The following is an 18,393-nucleotide window of genomic DNA, read 5'->3' as shown; positions in this document are numbered from 1 at the left end:
TTTCGGTCACGGCCCAAGGTTAGGGCCGGCGGCCACGGACGGAGCACCGTCTGCGGGCTCCCGCAGTGCGGATGTCCGGTGCGTCGGGACTTCCGTGGCCGGTTCCGTGGGCAGTTCCGCCGTGACCGTGAAGCCGCCGCGCGCTCCCGGGCCCGCCGTGAGCGAGCCACCCGCCGTCGCCAGGCGTTCGCGCAGGCCGGTCAGACCGGTGCCGCCACGAGGCGGGCAGCAGTCGTCGCCACCAGTGCCACTGCCACTGCCACTGACCCCGCCACTGGCACTGGGATTGCCCCCACCGCCGCCGCTGCCACCACCGCCACCGGTGCCTCCGTCGCCGTTGTCCGTCACCGTCAGCCGGACCCGCTCCGGGGATCCCGTCACGGTGATCTGGCAGTGGGTCGCCCCGCTGTGCCGGACGACGTTGGTGACCGCCTCCCGCACCACCCAGCCCAGCAGGGCCGCGGTCTGCGGCTCGGGCGGCGGCCCGGACCGGTTCACCGACGGTTCGACGCCCGCCGCCGTCAGGGCCGAGCGGGCCCGGTCCAGCTCGGTGGCCAGGCTGCCCTCGCGGTAGCCGGTGACCGCCTCCCGGATCTCGGTCAGCGCCTGGCGGCCCACCGCCTCGATGTCCGTGACCTGGGAGAGAGCCGCGTCCATGTCGCGCGGCGCCAGCCGCCGGGCCGCCTCCGACTTCACCACGATCACCGACAGGGTGTGGCCGAGCAGGTCGTGCAGATCGCGGGAGAAGCGCAGCCGTTCCTCCTCCACCGCCCGGCGGGCCAGCTCCTCGCGGGCGGCGCGCAGTTCCCGTACGGCCTCGGAGAGGGAGAGGATCGCGGCCGTCACCATGGTCGAGATCCAGGTGGCGTAGGCGATGTTCAGGCCGCTCCAGCCCTCCTGGACGCAAGCGACCACACCGGCGAGGACCGCCACCGCCGTACCGGTCTCCCGTAGCCGGGGCCCGCGCACGGCCGCTCCCGTCGCCAGGCCCAGCAGCGGGAAGAACAGCAGCCAGTTGCCGCCGAAGCCGCCGGCGAGGGCGCAGGTCAGCAGGGTCATGAGGGCCAGTGCCACCCGCGTGGACGTCGCCTCCCGCTTCTCCTTCACGAAGGCACGGAACGTGACGTAGATGTAGAGGGAGTTGAAGGTGAGCAGCCCCAGGCCGCCGAGCAGTGGGTTGGATCCCGGCCCCTGGAAGAGGTTGGAGAAGGCGCCCATGCCCATCAGCAGCCACGGCAGCAGGCTCAGGCCGTTGGCGGGCGGGCCGGGGTTCTCGGGGACCTGGCCGGCCTTCCGGGCACTCTGGTAGTCGGCCTTGAGGCGCTCCTTGTTCGCCTTCCAGAACCGCTGGTGCTCCCGCGCCTCCCGGAGCGCCGAGCGCCAGGCCCCCCTGCGGCACCCCGGCGTGCGCGGCCGTTCCCTGCGCGACCCAGTCATCGTCATGTTCCTGTCCCCCGGTTCCACGGCTGTGTGGTCGTCCCCGACGCTACGGTTCCGGGCGCGTCCGCGGGAGAGCCGGATGTACGGACTCGGCCGGGACAAATGTCACCGGCGACCGTTTCTGACATACCGTCAGCTGTCTTCACAAGTCCCGGGGCCTGGGCTATACAGGGGGTCGCCGCACTGGAACGCGTTCTAGAGCGGGCGGGTTCTGCGGCCCCGTCACGACCTCGGTGCGGCCGATCGGTGCGGACGGCCGTGCCGAGGTCTCTCAGCGACCCGATCGATACGAGCAAGCCGATCGTTCCGACCATCAGGAGCTTCATGCCCATCGACGCAGCCAAGGCGCTCGCCGCCGAACCCCGCTCCGGCGAGATCTCCTGGATCCCCAAGGACGTCCAGCTCTACCACCTCGGCATCGGCGCCGGTGTCCCCGCGACCGATCCCGACGAGCTGCGCTACACCCTGGAGTCCCGGCTGCACGTCCTGCCGAGCTTCGCCACCGTCGCGGGAGCCGGCTCGCCGGGCGTGATCAGCGGACTGTCCATGCCCGGCGTCGACGTCGACCTCGCCCGCGTCCTGCACGGCGGCCAGCGTCTGGAGATCCACCGCCCCCTCCCGGCGCAGGGCCGGGCGACCGCCACCGGGCGCATCGCCGCCGTCTACGACAAGGGCAAGGCCGCCGTCCTCGTGATGCGCACCGAAGTCGCCGACGCGGACGGCCCGTTGTGGACCAACGACGCCCAGATCTTCGTACGTGGGGAGGGCGGCTGGGGCGGCGACCGGGGTCCGTCCACCCGACTCGACCCGCCCGCGGGTGACCCCGACAAGGTGGTGGAGCGGGCCGTCCGCGAGGACCAGGCCCTGCTCTACCGTCTCTCCGGCGACTACAACCCCCTGCACGCCGACCCCGAGTTCGCCGAGCGCGCCGGGTTCGAGCGGCCCATCCTGCACGGCCTGTGCACCTACGGGATCACCCTCAAGGCGGTCGTCGACACCCTGCTCGACGGCGATGTGACCCGGGTGCGCTCGTACGCGACCCGCTTCGCCGGGGTCGTGTACCCGGGCGAGACCCTGCGCATCCGGATGTGGCGGCAGGACGACACCACACTCCGGGTGGCCGTGAACGCCGTCGAGAGGGACGACGCGCCCGTCCTCGCCGACACGATCGTCGAACACTGCTGAACTCGCGATGACCTGAGGGGAGCCGCACCATGCGCGCAGCCGTACTGCACGAGATCGGCCAGGACAAGCTGGAGGTCCTCGACGACGTCGAGGCGGTGGGCTTCGGCCCCGGACGGGTCAGGATCCGGGTGCGGGCCACGGGGCTGTGCCACTCGGACCTGTCCGCGATGAGCGGGGTGCTGCCGCAGCCCGCGCCGTTCGTGCCCGGCCACGAGGGCGCGGGCGAGGTCCTGGAGGTGGGGGAGGGCGTCACCCGGGTGAAGCCCGGCGACCGGGTCGTCGTCTGCTGGCTGCCGGCCTGCGGGGCGTGTCCCGCCTGCAAACGCGGCCAGACCGAGCTGTGCCTGGCCGGGTTCATGAACGCGGGCACCCCCAACTTCCGCCGGGCGGGCGGGGACCTGTTCGGCATGGCCGGCACCGGCACCTTCGCCGAGGAGGTCGTGGTCGACGCCGGCTGCGCGGTCCCGATCCCCGACGACGTCCCCTTCGACATCGCCGCGCTCATCGGCTGCGGTGTGACGACGGGCCTGGGCGCCGCCCTCAACACCGCGGATGTGGCGGCCGGTTCGTCGGTCGCCGTCATCGGCTGCGGAGGCGTCGGCATCTCCGCGATCCAGGGTGCGCGGCTCAGGGGCGCCGCCGAGATCGTCGCCGTGGACCCGGTCGCCTCGCGCCGGGAGGCCGCACTCGACTTCGGTGCCACGAAGGCCGTTTCGCCCGAGGAGCTGCCCGGCGCGAAGCAACTGGTCACCGGCGGCGAGGGGTTCGACTACGTCTTCGAGGTCGTCGGCCGCTCCGCCACCGCCCGCACCGCCTACGAGAACACCCGGCGCGGCGGCACCCTCGTCGTCGTCGGCGCGGGCGCCCTCGACGACTTCCTCCAGCTCAACATGTTCGAGCTGTTCTTCGACGAGAAGCGGATCCTGCCGTCGATGTACGGCGGCGGGGACGTCCTGAGCTCCTACGAGCGGACGATCGCCCTGTGGCGGGCCGGCCGGATCGACCTGTCGGGCCTGATCACCCACCGCGTGCCGCTCGCCGAGATCAACGAGGCGCTGGACCAGATGCGCACGGGAGCGGCCCTGCGTACCTGCATAGAGATCTGAGGTGTCGTATGTCGCTGCCACTTGAGGGACTCGCGGCGATCGTCACCGGCGCAGGGCGCGGGCTCGGCCGGGCCGAGGCGCTGGAGCTGGCCCGGCTGGGCGCGGCCGTCGTCGTCAACGACTACGGGCAGCCCGGCCGGGACGGGTCGGGCCAGGCGTCGGCCGGCCCCGCCGAGGAGGTGGCGCAGGCCATCCGGTCGGCCGGCGGCACCGCCCTCGCACACACCGGGGACGTCGCCGACTATCAACAGGCCCGTCAGCTCGTCGAGTTGGCGATAGCGGAGTTCGGCAGGCTGGACGTCCTGGTCAACAACGCGGGCATCCTGCGCGACCGTATGGTCTTCTCGATGACCGAGGGGGAGTGGGACGCGGTCGTCCGGGTCCACCTCAAGGGCCACTTCAACACGACCCGTTTCGCCGCCGCCCACTGGCGTGAACGGTCCAAGGCGTCGGGCGGGCCGGTGTACGGGCGGATCGTGAACACCTCTTCGGAGGCGTTTCTGGCGGGCTCGGCCGGACAGCCCAACTACGCGGCGGCGAAAGGCGGGATCGTAGGACTGACGACGTCCACGGCGCTCGCGCTCGCCAAGTACGGGGTGACGGCCAACGCCATCTGCCCGCGCGCCCGCACCCGGATGACCGAGGACGTCTTCGCCGGGTTCGAGCAGCCGGACGAGGGCGGCCTCGACCCGCTCGCCCCCGAGCATGTCGCCCCGCTGGTCGGCTACTTGGCGTCGCCGGCCGCCGCCCGGATCAACGGACAGCTGCTCGTGGTGCACGGCGGCATGGTGGCCGTCGTCGAACGGCCCAGGGTCCGGGCGAAGTTCGACAGCAAACAGGACACCTTCACCTACGACGAGCTCGACGCCGTCCTCACCCCGCACTACGCGGAGCGGCCGCCTGGGGAGACGTTCGCGGCGGCGGAGGTGCTGGGGCTGCGACGCGGGGAGGGATAGGGCAAGCGAAGGGGCTCCGGTCGTCCGTCCATGGACGCCCGGAGCCCCTTCGGTGTTCCGCGTACTGCTCAGACAGCCGTTTCCTGCTCAGCCGTTTCGTTTGCTCAGACGGCTGCTTCCTGCTCAGACAGCCGCTTGGACCTTGCCCTCGGACCGGTTCCCGGCCGGCTTGCGGTGCCGGCCGTGCGGGGCCGAGTCGCCGTCGTGGGACGAGACCGGGCCCCGGTGCCGGCCGTGACCGGCCGTCTCCTGGGAGTCGGTGGACAGCGGCTGCATCGTGCTTGCGTCGCTCATCGGAAAAGTTCACCCCGTCAACATGATCTTTCTTTACAGCCGGGCGATTTTATCCAGCACACCGCGGGGCGAATCCAGGCGGGCACGCCAACCGCAGCTACTTCGTTACAAGGCTGCCGAGAGGGGCCTGTTGGAGAGGGATCGGGCGGCGGGCAAGAGGCGGCCGGGCGGGCTCCCACCCCTCGGGTCCCGGGGGTCCTTCGAGCAGTGAGACATCGTCGCGGGGCTCGGACGAGGGCGGCGCCGTGACCGGCACCGCCAGCGGCGCCACCCCGCAGGGCTCCGCCGCCGTGGCGTACGGCAGACGGAGGACGCCGGCCGCAGTCCACAGCCCGCTGCCCGCCAACCAGCCCTCGGGGGCGGCGAGTTGATGCAGCCGTCGGTCCATCGGGCGCCAGATGCCGACCCAGGTGCCGAAGGCGCCGTCGATGCGCAGCCCCACCGCGCAGCCTTCCGGCAGGAGCATCTGGCCCGGCTGGATCGCGAACGGGGTGAGCGTGTGGCCGGGCAGGTGCAGGGACTCCGGGAAACGGACCGGCAGGGTGCTGCCGAGGACGCCCCAGCCCAGCCGGGTCTCGCCCGGGGTGGGGGCGTCCGAGCCGATGAGCAGCAGCCCGCTGTCGGGGTCGGCGAGCAGCAGGCGGTCGTCGCTGTCGGCGGAGATCTGCAGCAGCTCGGACACCTCGCCGCCGCGCTCCAGGTCCACCACGATCGCCTTGGTCCGCCCGCCGACCTCACGGTCCAGCGCCAGCATGCGGCCCGTACGGTCCAGCCAGACGCCGCCCGAGCAGCGGCCGGGGATCTCGGCGAGGTGCTCGGGGCCGAAGGCGCCGCCCGCGACCAGCCACAGGTCCGTCGTGCCGCGGCCGACGGCCAGGGCGTACGCGCGTCCGCCGCAGGGGGCCGGCGGGAGCAGGCGCAGCCGGGTGCCCTCGTCCGGGCACTCGATGGCGCCCAGCGGCAGCTCGCCCGTGCCGGGGCCGGTCGGGTACAGCAGCGAGAAGGCGTGCCGGCCGTCGGTCGGCCGCCGGATCAGGACCCGTCCGTCGGCCATCGGCTGCACCTCCGTGCCCGGCTCCTCGGGCTGGTTGCCGGGCAGCGGCACGGCGTACGGCTCGGGGCCGTCCAGGGTCCAGCGCTCCGGGAACCAGCAGTCGCCGGCCCGGGCCAGACGTGCGGCGTAGGCGCCGTCCGCCGTGATCACGCAGTCCGCGTGCGGCGGCATACCGGGCTCGGCACCGCCGCTCCGGGGGGCCTCAGGAACCTCGGGGACATCGAGTGCCCCAGCAATCTCATGGACCCCAGGCCCCTGGACCCCAGTGATCACATGGACCCCCGGGACCTGGAGCCCCGGGACCTGGAGCCCCGGGACCTGGACCCCAGGGACCTGGACCCCAGGGACCTGGAGCCCAGTGATCTCATGGACCCCAGTGGTCTCACAGGCCCCACTAGCCCCACTAGCCCCAATGGCCTCAAGGACCTCAGGTGTCTGAAAGGCCTCAGGCACCTCAGGAGCCTCCCCGTCCGTCGCGGTGGGCTCGATCGCACAGGCCGGCATCGTCATCGTTCCGCCACCTCCGGCACACGAAGCTAGTTTTCGCACGCACGGACGTGGGACCGACGGGCGGCTCACTTCCCTCATAAGAGTGGTGCAGAAGCGATTCGCCTGAGGGGTGTGGAAGGGGTGTGCATCGGCCCGGGCCGGCATCGACGGCAGCGGTACGGGCTCGTAGAACGGCCAGGTAGCCTTGGCCCGTGCCCCGTCTGTCTGAAGTCATCGCCGCGCTGGAGAACCTGTGGCCCGCCGAGCGGGCCGAGTCCTGGGACGCGGTCGGCACGGTCGTGGGCGACCCCGAGCAGGAGGTCTCCCGGGTTCTGTTCGCCGTCGATCCCGTCCAGGAGATCGTCGAGGAGGCCGTGCGGCTCGGCGCCGGTCTGCTCGTCACCCACCATCCGCTGTATCTGCGCGGGACGACGACCGTCGCGGCCTCCACCTTCAAGGGCCGCGTGGTGCACACCCTCATCAAGAACGACATCGCCCTGCACGTCGCTCACACCAACGCCGACACCGCCGACCCGGGGGTGAGCGACGCCCTCGCCGGCGCCCTCGACCTGCGGGTCGTACGGCCCCTCGTACCGGATCCGAGCGATCCCGAGGGGCGGCGCGGGCTCGGCCGGGTCTGCGAGCTGGACCACCCGCTCACCGTCCGCGAGTTCGCCGCCCGGGCCGCCGAGCGGCTGCCGGCCACCGCGCAGGGCATCCGGGTGGCCGGCGACCCCGAGGCGGTCGTGCGGACCGTCGCCGTCAGCGGCGGGTCCGGCGACAGCCTCTTCGACCACGTCCGCGCGGCCGGCGTCGATGCCTTCCTCACCGCGGACCTGCGCCACCACCCGGCGTCCGAGGCCCGCGCGCACAGCCCTCTCGCCCTGCTCGACGCGGCGCACTGGGCCACCGAGTGGCCCTGGTGCGAGCTGGCGGCCGCCCAGCTCGACGAGATCTCCGACCGGCGGGGATGGGACCTCAGGGTCCATGTCTCCCGCACGGTCACCGACCCCTGGACCGCCCACGCGGCGTCCGCCACCGCCACACCTGACCCACTGGGAGCCCCCAACTGAACGCCGCGCCCGCCGACCAGATCCGACTCCTCGACGTCCAGGGCCTCGACGTCCGGCTGCAGCAGCTGGCGCACAAGCGGAGGTCTCTGCCCGAGCACGCCGAGATCGAGTCGCTGACCAAGGACCTCACCCAGCTGCGCGACCTCCTCGTCGCCGCGCAGACCGAGGAGAGCGACACCGCCCGCGAGCAGACCAAGGCCGAGCAGGACGTGGACCAGGTGCGCCAGCGCGCCGCCCGCGACCAGCAGCGCCTCGACTCCGGGGCCGTCACCTCCCCGAAGGACCTGGAGAACCTCCAGAAGGAGATCGTCTCCCTCGCCAAGCGCCAGGGCGACCTCGAGGACATCGTCCTGGAGGTCATGGAGCGCCGTGAGTCCGCGCAGGAGCGGGTCGCCGAGCTGACCGAGCGCGTCGGCTCCGTCCAGGGGAAGATCGACGACGCCACCGCGCGCCGGGACGCCGCCTTCGAGGAGCTCGACGGCGAGGCCGCCACGGTGACCAAGGAGCGCGAGGTCATCGCCGGGTCCATCCCCGCCGACCTGCTGGGGCTCTACGACAAGCTGCGCGAGCAGCAGGGCGGCGTCGGCGCGGCCAAGCTCTCCCAGCGCACCTGCCAGGGCTGCCGCCAGGAGCTGTCGATCACCGACTTCAACGAGGTCCGCGCGGCCGCGCCGGACACGGTCGTCCGCTGCGAGAACTGCCGTCGCATCCTGGTGCGCACGTCCGAGTCCGGTCTGTGACCGGTCGTTTCACACGGTAAGGGGCTTACGTCGTGCGGGAGTTCATCGTCGAGGCCGACGGCGGGTCGCGGGGCAACCCGGGGCCCGCGGGCTACGGCAGCGTGGTGATCGACGCGGCGACGGGGGAGACCCTCGTCGAGCGGGCCGAGTACATCGGCGTCGCCACCAACAACGTCGCCGAGTACCGGGGACTGGTGGCCGGCCTGCGGGCCGCCCGGGACCTCGACCCGACGGCCACGGTGCGTGTGCGCATGGACTCCAAGCTGGTCGTCGAGCAGATGTCGGGCCGCTGGAAGATCAAGCACCCCGACATGAAGCCGCTCGCCGCGGAGGCGGCCCGGGTCCTCCCGCCCGGGCAGGTCACCTACGAGTGGATCCCGCGCGAGCAGAACAAGCACGCCGACCGCCTGGCGAACGAGGCGATGGACGCGGGCAGGCGCGGCGAACAGTGGGACGCGGGCGCGTCCCGCGCCGCGCTCGACGCCCGTACCACCGCACCCCCGGCCGCCCCTGTCCCCTCCGGCCCGCCTGGCGACGCCACCGCAGGCGCGGCAAAGGCCCGAGCGGCCCTGTCCCGCTCCCGCACCGGAGCACAGGGGTCTGGCGGCCCAGCCCAGGAGCGGGAAGCCGCCCAGGAAACCGGCGCGAAGACCGACGCCGACCGTCGCGCCGCCCGTACTGTCGCCGCCCCGGCCGCTTCCCCCGTCACTCCCGCCGCAGCAGAAGTGGCGGGGGGCCTGGCAGGGGCAGCGGAAGGCCCAGCAGACGCTGCGGACGGCCCAGCAGAAGCTGCGGACGGCCTAGCAGAGGTGACGGAAGGCCTGGCAGACGCCGCGCCCTCCGCCTCCACCGCCGCACCCCCCGCGTCCGCCGCCGCCTCCGCCGCTCCCTCCGTCGGGTGGGGTGCGGCACCTGATCTTGGGGCGCCGGCGACCTTTGTGTTGCTGCGGCACGGGGAGACGCCGCTCACTCCGCAGAAGCGGTTCTCCGGGAGCGGCGGCACCAATCCCTCCCTCTCGGACGTCGGCCGGGAGCAGGCCGAGCGGGCCGCCGCCGCGCTCGCCCGGCGCGGGACCATCCAGCACATCCTCGCCTCCCCGCTCGCCCGCACCCGCGAGACCGCGGGGGCCGTCGCCGCCCGCCTCGGTCTGGAGGTCACCGTCGAGGACGGGCTGATCGAGACGGACTTCGGAGCCTGGGAGGGGCTGACCTTCGGTGAGGTCCGCGAGCGCTACCCCGACGACCTCAACGCCTGGCTGGCCGACCCGGAGGCCGAGCCGACCGGCGGCGGCGAGAGCTTCGCGGCGACCGCCACCCGGATCGCCGCCACCCGCGACAAGCTGGTCGCGGCGTACGCGGGCCGCACGGTCCTGCTGGTCACTCATGTCACGCCGATCAAGACGTTCGTACGGCTCGCCCTGGGCGCGCCGCCCGAGTCACTGTTCCGCATGGAACTGTCGGCGGCATCGCTGTCGGCGGTGGCCTACTACGCGGACGGCAACGCCAGTGTCCGCCTCCTCAACGACACGTCCCACCTTCGGCCCTGAGGTACGAGGCGGTCCTGGCGAGGCCCTCGATCCGGGCCCAGTCCCGGGCCGTGACCGCGTCCGCCGGGACCATCCAACTCCCGCCCACGCAGCCGACGTTGGGCAGTGCCAGATACTCCGGCGCGTTGCCCGGGCCGATGCCGCCCGTCGGGCAGAACCGGGCCTGGGGGAGCGGTCCGGCGAGCGACCGCAGATAGGCCGTACCGCCCGCCGCCTGTGCCGGGAAGAACTTCATCTCCCGCACCCCCCGCTCGAGCAGCGCCACCACCTCCGAGGTGGTCGACACCCCGGGCAGGAAGGGCAGCCCGGACGCCCGCATCGCGGTCAGCAGGGCGTCCGTCCATCCAGGGCTCACCAGGAACCGCGCCCCGGCCGCCCCGCACGCCGTCACCTGCTCTGGCGCGATCACCGTGCCGGCCCCGACGACCGCCTGCGGGACCGCCCCGGAGATCTCCCGGATCGCGTCGAGCGCGGCAGGAGTCCGCAGCGTCACCTCGATCGCGGTCAGCCCGCCGGCCACCAGCGCCCGCGCCAGCGGTACGGCGTCGGCGGCGTCTTCGACGACCACCACGGGCACGACAGGAGCCGGCGCCAGATCCAGTACCGAGGCAGCCGAGGACGAGGGCAGCGGTGAGGTCATGCGCCTCATCCTGCCCGCGCCGTTCAGCATGTGCAAAGGTCATTGCGCATGCTGCAAAACAGCTGGTGGGTTGCGTTCCGGTAGGAGTCAGAGTCAGGAGTCAGGAGTCAGTGCACGTCGTCCACCAGCACGTCCAGCGTCCAGGCCGTCGTCCCGGCCTTCGCCCGCGGGGGCGCCTGCTCCTCCACCACGTACCCGAGGTCCCGCAACGCCTCCACCAACTCGGCCGGGCCCTTGGGGGCGATGCCCGCCGTCAGCAGACTCCGGACGATCCGCCCCTTCGTCGCCTTGTTGAAGTGGCTGACGACCTTCCGGGTCGGCGCATGCAGCACCCGCACGCTCGCCGTCCGCCCCGCGACCTCGCCCTTCGGCTTCCACGCGCCCGCATACGCGGCCGACCGCAGGTCCAGCACCAGCCCGCCCCCGGCCGCCTCGGGCAGCACCGACGCCATCGGCGTGCGCCAGTGCGCGCCCAACGCCCCCAGCCCCGGCAGCCTCACCCCCATCGAGCAGCGGTACGACGGGATGCGGTCCGTCACCCGGACGGCTCCCCACAACCCGGAGAACACCAGCAGCGACCGGCCCGCGCGCCTCTTCGCCGCCGCGTCGAGGGAGGCCAGGCCGAGGGCGTCGTACAGGACACCGGTGTAGATCTCCCCGGCCGGCCGCGCGCCCGCCGTACGCAGCTCCGTGTTCTTCGCGACCTCGCCGCGCAGCCCCTCGCTCAGCCCGAGCACCTCGCGCGCCTTGTCCTCGTCGGCCGCGCACAGCTCCACCAACTCGTCGAGGACGGCCTCGCGGGCGGCGCCCAGCCCCGGCAGGGAGAGTCCCTCCGGCTTGAGCGGGGCGCCGCGCCCGGAGGACGCCTTGCCTTCGGAGGGCGGCAACAGGACCAGCACGGTGGATCTCCTTCGGTAGAGCTCTGCCGCGCCAGCGTACGACGTGCCGCCCGGCGTACCCGGTCCTACATTCGTTGCATGCCCCGCCGCCACATCCGCGTGACCGGCGCGCCCGAAGCCCCCCTCCGGGCCGCCCTCACCGCACTGCGCAAGAGACTCGGCGCACCGGCCGCCTTCCCGCTCGCGGTCCTCGCCGAGGCGGAGCGGGTCGCCAAGGCCCCGTCCCTGCCCTCGTACGACGCCACCGACATCCCCTTCCTCACCCTCGACCCTCCCACCTCCACCGACCTCGACCAGGCGCTGCACCTCTCCCGGCAGGGCGCCGGCTACCGCGTCCGGTACGCCATCGCCGACCTCGCCGCGTTCGTCGTCCCCGGCGGCCGGCTGGACGCCGAGGCGCACCGCCGGGTGAACACCCTGTACTTTCCCGACGGCAAGGTCCCGCTGCACCCGGCCGTGCTGAGCGAGGGCGCCGCCAGTCTGCTGCCCGGCCGCGACCGCCCGGCCGCCCTGTGGACCGTCGACCTCGACGCGGACGGCCGTACCGTCGCCGTCGACGTGCGCCGCGCCCTCGTCCGCAGCCGCGCCAAGCTCGACTACGCGGGCGTGCAGCAGCAGATCGACGCGGGCACAGCCGAGGAACCGGTCCAACTCCTCTCCATCGTAGGGAAGTTGAGGGAGGGGCTGGAGGCCGAGCGGGGCGGGATCTCCCTGGGCGTGCCCGAGCAGGAGGTCGTCGAGCACGACCACGCCTACGAGCTGACCTACCGGGCCCCGCTGCCCGCCGAGGGCTGGAACGCGCAGCTCTCCCTCCTCACCGGGATGGCCGCGGCGGAGCTCATGCTGGCCTCGGGCACGGGCGTCCTGCGCACGCTCCCCGCCGCTCCCGACGGCGCGGTGGGCCGTCTGCGCCGCACCGCGCACGCCCTGCGCATCGACTGGCCGCACCACGTCTCGTACGCGCAGCTCATCCGCTCCCTCGACCCGCACGAGCCGCGCCACGCGGCCTTCCTCCAGGAGTGCACGACCCTGCTGCGGGGCGCCGGCTACACCGTGTTCCGCGACGGAAGACTCCCCACCATCACCACCCACGCGGCCGTCGCCGCCCCGTACGGCCACTGCACGGCCCCGCTCCGCCGCCTCGCCGACCGTCACACCACCGAGCTCTGCCTCGCCGCCGGCGCCGGTCACGCACCGCCCGACTGGGTGCTCGCCGAGCTCGACGCCCTGCCGAAGGAGATGGCGGAGGGCGGCCGCCGCGCGAACGCCGTCGAGCGCGGCTGCGTCGACATCGTCGAGGCCGCCCTGCTGAAGGACCGGGTCGGCGAGGTGTTCGACGGCCATGTGGTGGACGTGGACGAGCGCCGACCGACCGCCGGCACCGTCCAGCTGGACTCCCCGGCGGTCATCGGCCGCGTCGACACCGGCGAGACCGTCGACACCGGCGAGACCGGCGAGACCGGCGAGACCGGCGAGACCGGTGAGACCGGCACTCCTCTTCCGCTGGGCGGGCGGCTGCGCGTTCGCCTCACGGAGGCCGATCCGATGGTGCCGACGATCCGCTTCACACCCGCCTGACAGCCTGACAGCCCTGCCCCGTAGGGCGCGTGGCAGCCCTGCACTGCGCGGTCGTCGTCAGAAGACGGGCGGGCCGAACCAGCGTTCCAACGCCGCCTCCAGGGTGTCGTCCGCAAGGCCGTCCCCCGTGTCCGCCGCCGCCCACGCCACGTACCCGTCGGGCCGTACGAGCAGCGCCGTGAGCTCCGGACGGTCGGAGGCGGCGACGGTGTGGACGTCCACCCGGTCGGCGTGGCCCTGCGCACGGGCGCGCAGCTTGGGGTCGTCGGCCAGGTCGAGCAGCAGGCCGCGTCCGCCGTGCAGGCAGTCCGCGAGCCGGGTGCCGTCGGTGAGTTCCAGGTCGGGGGCGCTGCGGCCGACCAGCGGGTGGTCGCCGGGCAGGTCGTAGTGCTGCCAGACGCCGGAGATCTTCTTGACCAGGTAGGTGGTGCCGTCGACCGTCTGCGTCATACCGGTCACCACCTCGCGCAGGGCGCGCGCATGCGACTCGGGGCGCATCAGCGCGATCTGGGCCCGCGTCCACTCCAGCACCCAGGCGCCGATCGGATGCCGTTCCCGTGTGTACGAGTCGAGCAGCCGCTCGGGAGCGTGCCCGCGCACCACCGCCGCGAGCTTCCAGCCGAGGTTCATCGCGTCCCCGATGCCGAGGTTGAGTCCCTGCCCGCCGAACGGCGAGTGGACGTGGGCCGCGTCGCCCGCGAGCAGCACCCGGCCCGCGCGATAGCTGCTCGCCTGACGGCAGTTGTCGGTGAACCGGGTCAGCGAGTGCACCTTGTCCACCGTCACGTCGACCCCGGTCACGCGGCGCACACTGGCCTGCAACTCCTCGGCGGTGACGGGTGTTTCGCGGTCGGCGGGCGGCCCGTCGAACTCCACCGTCAGGACACGGCCGGGCATCGGACCGTGGACGTACGTCCCGACGTCCGTCGTGTTCCAGCCGCGCCGCAGCCCCTCCGTCCCGGTCATGTCGGCGATCGCCTGGTACCCGGTGATCTCCGGGGGCGTGCCCGGGAAGTCGAACCCGGCGAGCTTGCGGACGGTGCTGCGTCCGCCGTCGCATCCGACGAGCCAGCCCGCACGCACGTCCCGCCCACGGGTGAGGCGTACGGTGACGCCGTCCTGGTCATCGTCGTCTGTGTCTGTGTCTGTGTCTGCGTCTGCGTCGGTGTCGGTGTCGGTGTTGGTGTCGAAGCCGGTCAGCTCGACCTGGCGGCGCACCTCCACGCCCAGCTCCCGGGCGCGCTCGCCGAGCAGCCGCTCCAGCGTCGCCTGCGGGACGAGCCCGATGCCGTCGACCGGTCCGAGGTCCGCGAAGGCCGGGTCGGAGTCGTCCAGCAGGTCGGCGCTCAGCATGATCCCGGCGAAGTGCCCGGCGAACTTCGGCGGCGGCACGGCCCCCGCGCCGGCCTCCGCGCCCCGCGCCTTCATGAACTCCCGGAACCGGCTCATCGCCGCGTCCTGGACCTCCGCGAGCGCGGGCAGCAGTCCGCGCCGGTAAAGGGCCACGGCGGTCGGGGAGTTGATCGCGCCCGCCTTGATCGTCTCGTCCACCTCGGCCAGCCGCTCGACGATCAGCGTCCGCGCCCCGCCGAGCGCCAGCTCACACCCCAACATCAGCCCGACCGGCCCGGCGCCGGCCACCACGACGTCGTATTCAGTGTCTGTCCTGAGCTTTGTCATGCACTTCACTGTAGTGACTAAAAGTTTATGTCCGCTATATTTTTCCTCAGGATGGAGGTCAAGATGGAGCAAGGGAAAACGGAACCGTCCCTTCGGGAACGCAAGAAGCAGGCCACGCGGCAGAGGATCTCGGACGTGGCGACCGGCCTGTTCGTAGAGCGAGGCTTCGACGAGGTGACCGTCGCGGAGGTCGCCAGGGCGGCGGACGTCTCCGCGATGACCGTCTTCAACTACTTCCCGCGCAAGGAGGACCTTTTCCTCGACCGCATCCCCCAGGCCGTGGACATGTTCACGGAAGCGGTCAGACAACGCGATCCCGCCCAGAGCCCGCTCGCCGCCCTCCGTGCCCTGGCTCTCCAACTCCTCGATCAACGGCACCCGTTGGGCGGGATCGACGACGACTTCCCCTACTTCTGGAGGGTCGTCATCGACTCGCCCGCACTGCGCGCCCGTGCCCGCGAGGGCGTCGAGGAGGTGGAGGAGGCCCTGGCTCGAACCTTCGCGGAAACCGCCCCCGACCTCCCGGACCCGCACCTCGTGGCCGCCCTGACGGTCGCGGCCTACCGCTCGGTCTACGTCGCCACCGCACGCCGTCTGCTCGCGGGGGAGCGGGCGGCGGCCGTCATGGACGAGCACCGGGCGCGGATGACGGCAGCCTTCGACGCGTTGGAGGGGGTGTTCGGGGTCGGCTGACGGGTCGGCTGACCGACTGGCCCGGGTGTCGGGTGGGTGGTCCTGGCTGGACTCCTTGACGGCTAACATCGTTAGCCCTACAGTTCTGGCTGTCGGGGCTAACGGTGTTAGCCAGGGATGGAATGTGGAAAGCATGCCCAAGGAGGCAGCAGCCATGAGCACTACCACCACAGCCAAGACAGCCGAGACGACCAAGGCGGCCAAGACAGCCGAGACCGGCAAGATGACCACGGTCGCCACAGTCGCCACGGCTGCTACGGCCGCCACGGCCGCCACCCGCTCCCCCCTCGCCCTCGTCCGCCGCACCGCCTGGCTCGCGGGCGCGCTGTTCTGGTCGGCGTTCGCGGTCCTGGAGGGCGTCAACCACGGCTGGCTCGCCGGAACCCTCGCGTTCGCCTTCTTCATCGCCCCGGACCTGACCTTCCTCGTCGCCCTCGACGACGCGCCCCGCATGGCGAAGGGCCAGCTCCCGCCCCGCGCGGTGCCGTACTACAACGCGATGCACCGCGCCCTCGTCCCGCTCGCGCTCATGGCCCTCTACGCCTTCGGCCCGTTCACCTGGGCCCCGCTCTTCGCCGCCCTGTGCGGCTGGGCCGCGCACATCTCGTACGATCGCGCTTTCGGCTACGGACTGCGCACGAAGGAGGGCTTCCAGCGTGGCTGACCAGCTGCTGTCCGAACGACTGACCCCGCGCGCCCGAGAGATCGCGACGGCCGCCCGGACCCTCCTGGAGGAGGCCGGGCCCGCCGCGCTCACCATGCGCGCCCTGGCCGATCACCTCGGCATCAAGGCGCCCTCCCTCTACAAGCACTTCCCCGACAAGCACGCCGTCGAGGTCGAGTTGACGGCCCAGATGCTCCAGGAGTCGGCGGCGGCCCTGGAGGCGGCGGAGGAACACGAACCCGGTTCGCTCACCGCGCTGGCGCGGGCGTACCGGACGTACGCGCTCGCCCACCCCCACCTGTACTGCCTGGCCACGGAACGCCCCCTGCCCCGCGCCGCGCTCCCGCCCGGCCTGGAGGACCGGGCCGCGATGCCGCTGCTGCGGGCCTGCGGCGGCGACCTCGACCTGGCCCGCGCGACCTGGGCCTTCGCCCACGGCATGGTGATCCTGGAGATCCACGGCCGGTTTCCGGACGACGCCGACCTCCCGTCGGCATGGAACCGCGGCCTGAAGGCGTTGCACCCTTAGAAGCACGAAAAACTCAAGGGGAAGCACGAGGAACCCATGGGGAAGCACGAGGAACTCAGGTTCCAGGGGGTGGCGCGTGAGCCGTGAACAGGCATGGTGGACGAGGGCCCGGATGGGCCGCTGCGGCCCGCCCCTTGACCTGCTCACCGCCCGCTTCGAACGGCACGTCTACGCCCCGCACGCCCACGAGGAGCTCAACGTCGGCGTGTGCGTGGGCGGCTCCGAGGTCATCGACTACCGCGGCGGCCGCCTCCGCCTCGGTCCCGGCTCCATCGTCGTGCTCGCCCCCGGCGAGATGCACACCGGCGGCCCGGGAACCCCCGACGGCGGCTACGCCTACCGCGCCCTCTACGCGCCGGTGTCGCTGCTGACGGACGGCGCCGTCGGCGACCTCCCGCACTTCCACGACCCCGTCATCGACGACCCCGAACTGGCCGTCGCCCTGGCCCGCGCCCACACGGACCTGGCCGCCTGCCCCGACCCGCTGGAGGCCGAGTCCCGCCTCCCGTGGCTGCTGACGGCCCTCGCCCGCCGCCACTCCACGGCCCGCCCGGTGTGCGACACGATCCCCGGCGCCGAGCGCATCGCCCACGCCGTCCGCGACCGTCTCGCCGACGAACTCCTCACCCCGCCCTCCCTCTCCGACCTCGCCGCCGACCTGGGCCTGTCCCGCTACCAACTACTGCGCGCCTTTCGTGCGACGACCGGCATACCGCCCTACGCCTGGCTGGCCCAGTACCGGGTGAACAGGGCAAGAGCCCTGCTGGAGGCCGGCCTGCGCCCGGCCGAGGCAGCCTCCCTGGTCGGCTTCGCGGACCAGGCCCACCTCACCCGCTGGTTCCGCCGCGTCATGGGCGTGACGCCGGCGGCGTACCGCAACAGCGTTCAAGACACCTGACCGGGATCCGGCCGACACTCCCCGCATGACTGCACGCGGCTGGTTTCTGTTCTCCCTGATGGGAGTGGTGTGGGGCATCCCCTACCTGATGATCAAGGTGGCGGTGGACGCCCCGCTGTCACCGTCCATGGTGGTGTTCACGCGCTGCGCCCTGGGCGCCGCCCTCCTGCTCCCCTTCGCGCTGCGCGGCGGCGGCCTGTTCCGGACCGTCCGCACCCACTGGCTGCCCATGCTGGCCTTCGCGTGCATTGAGATCCTCGTCCCGTGGTTCACGCTCACGGACGCCGAACGCCACCTGTCCAGCTCCACCGCCGGCCTGCTGATCGCGGGCGTCCCGATCGTCGGCGTCGCCCTGGCCCGCTTCTTCGGCGACACGGAGAGGCTGGGCGTACGGCGGGTGACCGGCCTGGCGCTGGGCCTGGCGGGCGTCGCGGTCCTCACCGTGCCGCACCTCACCGGCGGCGACGCCCGCTCCCTGGGGGAGGTGTTCCTGACGGTGCTGGGGTACGCGACGGCGCCCCTGATCGCGGCACGCTCGCTGAAGGACGTACCGACCCTCCAGCTCACCGCACCCTGCCTGGCGCTGGCGGCCCTGGTCTACGCGCCGGCCGCGGCAATGACCTGGCCTGCGCAGACGCCTTCCCCGTCGGTCCTGACCGCCCTCATCGGCCTGGGCGTGGTCTGCACGGCGCTCGCCTTCGTCGCCTTCCTGGAACTGATCAAGGAGGTGGGCCCCACCCGCGCGATGGTCTTCACCTACGTCAACCCGGCGGTGGCGGTGGCGGCCGGCGCCCTGTTCCTCGACGAGCCCCTGACCCCGACGATCGTCGCCGCCTTCACCCTGATCCTGGCGGGCTCCGTCCTGGCAACGGCGGCGGGACCGACGACTGGACCGGCGACCGGACCGGCGGGACAGAAGGAGGACCCG

General features: G+C 72.7%; 17 protein-coding genes and 1 pseudogene. 12 read left to right on the top strand and 6 right to left on the bottom strand.

Features of this window, described 5'->3' with window-relative positions; genetic code table 11:
• Positions 1-6: 6 nt before the first annotated feature.
• Entirely contained in the window at positions 7-1,437 is a 1,431-nt protein-coding gene (locus ACZ5SK_RS03015) for a sensor histidine kinase (RefSeq protein WP_443041351.1), read from the bottom strand.
• A 327-nt stretch (positions 1,438-1,764) separates the two neighbouring features.
• Here ACZ5SK_RS03015 and ACZ5SK_RS03010 point away from each other — a divergent pair, with 327 nt between their 5' ends.
• From ACZ5SK_RS03010 to ACZ5SK_RS03000, 3 genes are read left to right on the top strand one after another with little or no spacing between them, the layout of a single operon-like run.
• Positions 1,765-2,625, top strand: coding sequence for a MaoC/PaaZ C-terminal domain-containing protein (locus tag ACZ5SK_RS03010; protein WP_334580533.1), 861 nt, complete (start codon positions 1,765-1,767; stop codon positions 2,623-2,625).
• A 29-nt stretch (positions 2,626-2,654) separates the two neighbouring features.
• Positions 2,655-3,731 (top strand): Zn-dependent alcohol dehydrogenase, encoded by a 1,077-nt coding sequence (locus ACZ5SK_RS03005; RefSeq protein WP_079662679.1) that lies wholly within the window; start codon positions 2,655-2,657, stop codon positions 3,729-3,731.
• A gap of 8 nt (positions 3,732-3,739) precedes the next feature.
• A complete protein-coding gene (locus ACZ5SK_RS03000; RefSeq protein WP_334580535.1) occupies positions 3,740-4,687 on the top strand; it encodes a 3-oxoacyl-ACP reductase in 948 nt (315 codons plus the stop codon).
• Positions 4,688-4,810: 123 nt separating this feature from the next.
• Here the strand turns inward: ACZ5SK_RS03000 and ACZ5SK_RS02995 are convergent, their stop codons facing one another.
• Positions 4,811-4,981: a hypothetical protein gene (locus ACZ5SK_RS02995; RefSeq protein WP_468575183.1), complete on the bottom strand. Its 171-nt coding sequence runs from the start codon at positions 4,979-4,981 to the stop codon at positions 4,811-4,813.
• Positions 4,982-5,078: 97 nt separating this feature from the next.
• Positions 5,079-6,206: a hypothetical protein gene (locus ACZ5SK_RS02990; RefSeq protein WP_468575181.1), complete on the bottom strand. Its 1,128-nt coding sequence runs from the start codon at positions 6,204-6,206 to the stop codon at positions 5,079-5,081.
• Positions 6,207-6,736: 530 nt separating this feature from the next.
• Here ACZ5SK_RS02990 and ACZ5SK_RS02985 point away from each other — a divergent pair.
• The 3 genes from ACZ5SK_RS02985 to ACZ5SK_RS02975 are packed head-to-tail and all read left to right on the top strand — an operon-like array spanning position 6,737 to position 9,884.
• Positions 6,737-7,597, top strand: a complete 861-nt coding sequence (locus ACZ5SK_RS02985; protein ID WP_334580537.1) for a Nif3-like dinuclear metal center hexameric protein — start codon at positions 6,737-6,739, stop codon at positions 7,595-7,597.
• Positions 7,594-8,337, top strand: a complete 744-nt coding sequence (locus tag ACZ5SK_RS02980) for a zinc ribbon domain-containing protein (RefSeq protein ID WP_334581385.1) — start codon at positions 7,594-7,596, stop codon at positions 8,335-8,337. Before ACZ5SK_RS02985 ends, ACZ5SK_RS02980 begins: the two co-directional genes overlap by 4 nt.
• 32 nt (positions 8,338-8,369) lie before the next feature.
• Positions 8,370-9,884: a bifunctional RNase H/acid phosphatase gene (locus ACZ5SK_RS02975; protein WP_334580538.1), complete on the top strand. Its 1,515-nt coding sequence runs from the start codon at positions 8,370-8,372 to the stop codon at positions 9,882-9,884.
• Here the strand turns inward: ACZ5SK_RS02975 and eda are convergent.
• On the bottom strand, positions 9,856-10,524 hold the full coding sequence (gene eda / locus ACZ5SK_RS02970; RefSeq protein ID WP_334580539.1) for a bifunctional 4-hydroxy-2-oxoglutarate aldolase/2-dehydro-3-deoxy-phosphogluconate aldolase: 669 nt from the start codon (positions 10,522-10,524) through the stop codon (positions 9,856-9,858). The two genes, ACZ5SK_RS02975 and eda, sit on opposite strands and share 29 nt — an antisense overlap.
• 107 nt (positions 10,525-10,631) lie before the next feature.
• On the bottom strand, positions 10,632-11,423 hold the full coding sequence (yaaA, locus tag ACZ5SK_RS02965; RefSeq protein WP_457493674.1) for a peroxide stress protein YaaA: 792 nt from the start codon (positions 11,421-11,423) through the stop codon (positions 10,632-10,634).
• Between the two features lie 78 nt (positions 11,424-11,501).
• On the opposite strand from yaaA, the gene ACZ5SK_RS02960 reads away from it, so the two are divergent.
• Positions 11,502-13,001 carry an RNB domain-containing ribonuclease gene (locus ACZ5SK_RS02960; RefSeq protein WP_468575178.1) on the top strand — a complete coding sequence of 500 codons (1,500 nt, stop codon included), beginning with the start codon at positions 11,502-11,504 and terminating at the stop codon, positions 12,999-13,001.
• A 57-nt stretch (positions 13,002-13,058) separates the two neighbouring features.
• Here the strand turns inward: ACZ5SK_RS02960 and ACZ5SK_RS02955 are convergent, their stop codons facing one another.
• Positions 13,059-14,681, bottom strand: a complete 1,623-nt coding sequence (locus ACZ5SK_RS02955) for an FAD-dependent monooxygenase (protein WP_468575177.1) — start codon at positions 14,679-14,681, stop codon at positions 13,059-13,061.
• Between the two features lie 63 nt (positions 14,682-14,744).
• Here ACZ5SK_RS02955 and ACZ5SK_RS02950 point away from each other — a divergent pair, with 63 nt between their 5' ends.
• The 5 genes and pseudogenes from ACZ5SK_RS02950 to ACZ5SK_RS02930 form a co-directional block, all read left to right on the top strand.
• Positions 14,745-15,374, top strand: coding sequence for a TetR/AcrR family transcriptional regulator (locus ACZ5SK_RS02950; protein ID WP_334580543.1), 630 nt, complete (start codon positions 14,745-14,747; stop codon positions 15,372-15,374).
• 154 nt (positions 15,375-15,528) lie between these two features.
• The gene (locus tag ACZ5SK_RS02945) at positions 15,529-16,038 is read left to right on the top strand and encodes a DUF4260 family protein (RefSeq protein WP_334580544.1); all 510 of its coding nucleotides are present in this window, start codon (positions 15,529-15,531) and stop codon (positions 16,036-16,038) included.
• Positions 16,039-16,057: 19 nt separating this feature from the next.
• The gene (locus ACZ5SK_RS02940) at positions 16,058-16,567 is read left to right on the top strand and encodes a TetR/AcrR family transcriptional regulator (RefSeq protein ID WP_443041352.1); all 510 of its coding nucleotides are present in this window, start codon (positions 16,058-16,060) and stop codon (positions 16,565-16,567) included.
• A gap of 112 nt (positions 16,568-16,679) precedes the next feature.
• Positions 16,680-17,465: a helix-turn-helix domain-containing protein gene (locus tag ACZ5SK_RS02935; protein WP_468575220.1), complete on the top strand. Its 786-nt coding sequence runs from the start codon at positions 16,680-16,682 to the stop codon at positions 17,463-17,465.
• 25 nt (positions 17,466-17,490) lie between these two features.
• Positions 17,491-18,321: pseudogene (locus ACZ5SK_RS02930) on the top strand (DMT family transporter); the annotation flags it as partial.
• Positions 18,322-18,393: the final 72 nt, after the last annotated feature.

The organism is Streptomyces sp. NPDC031474 (assembly GCF_055581185.1).
Note: the sequence above shows the minus strand (reverse complement) of the source record. Positions and strands in the feature narration are given on the sequence as shown.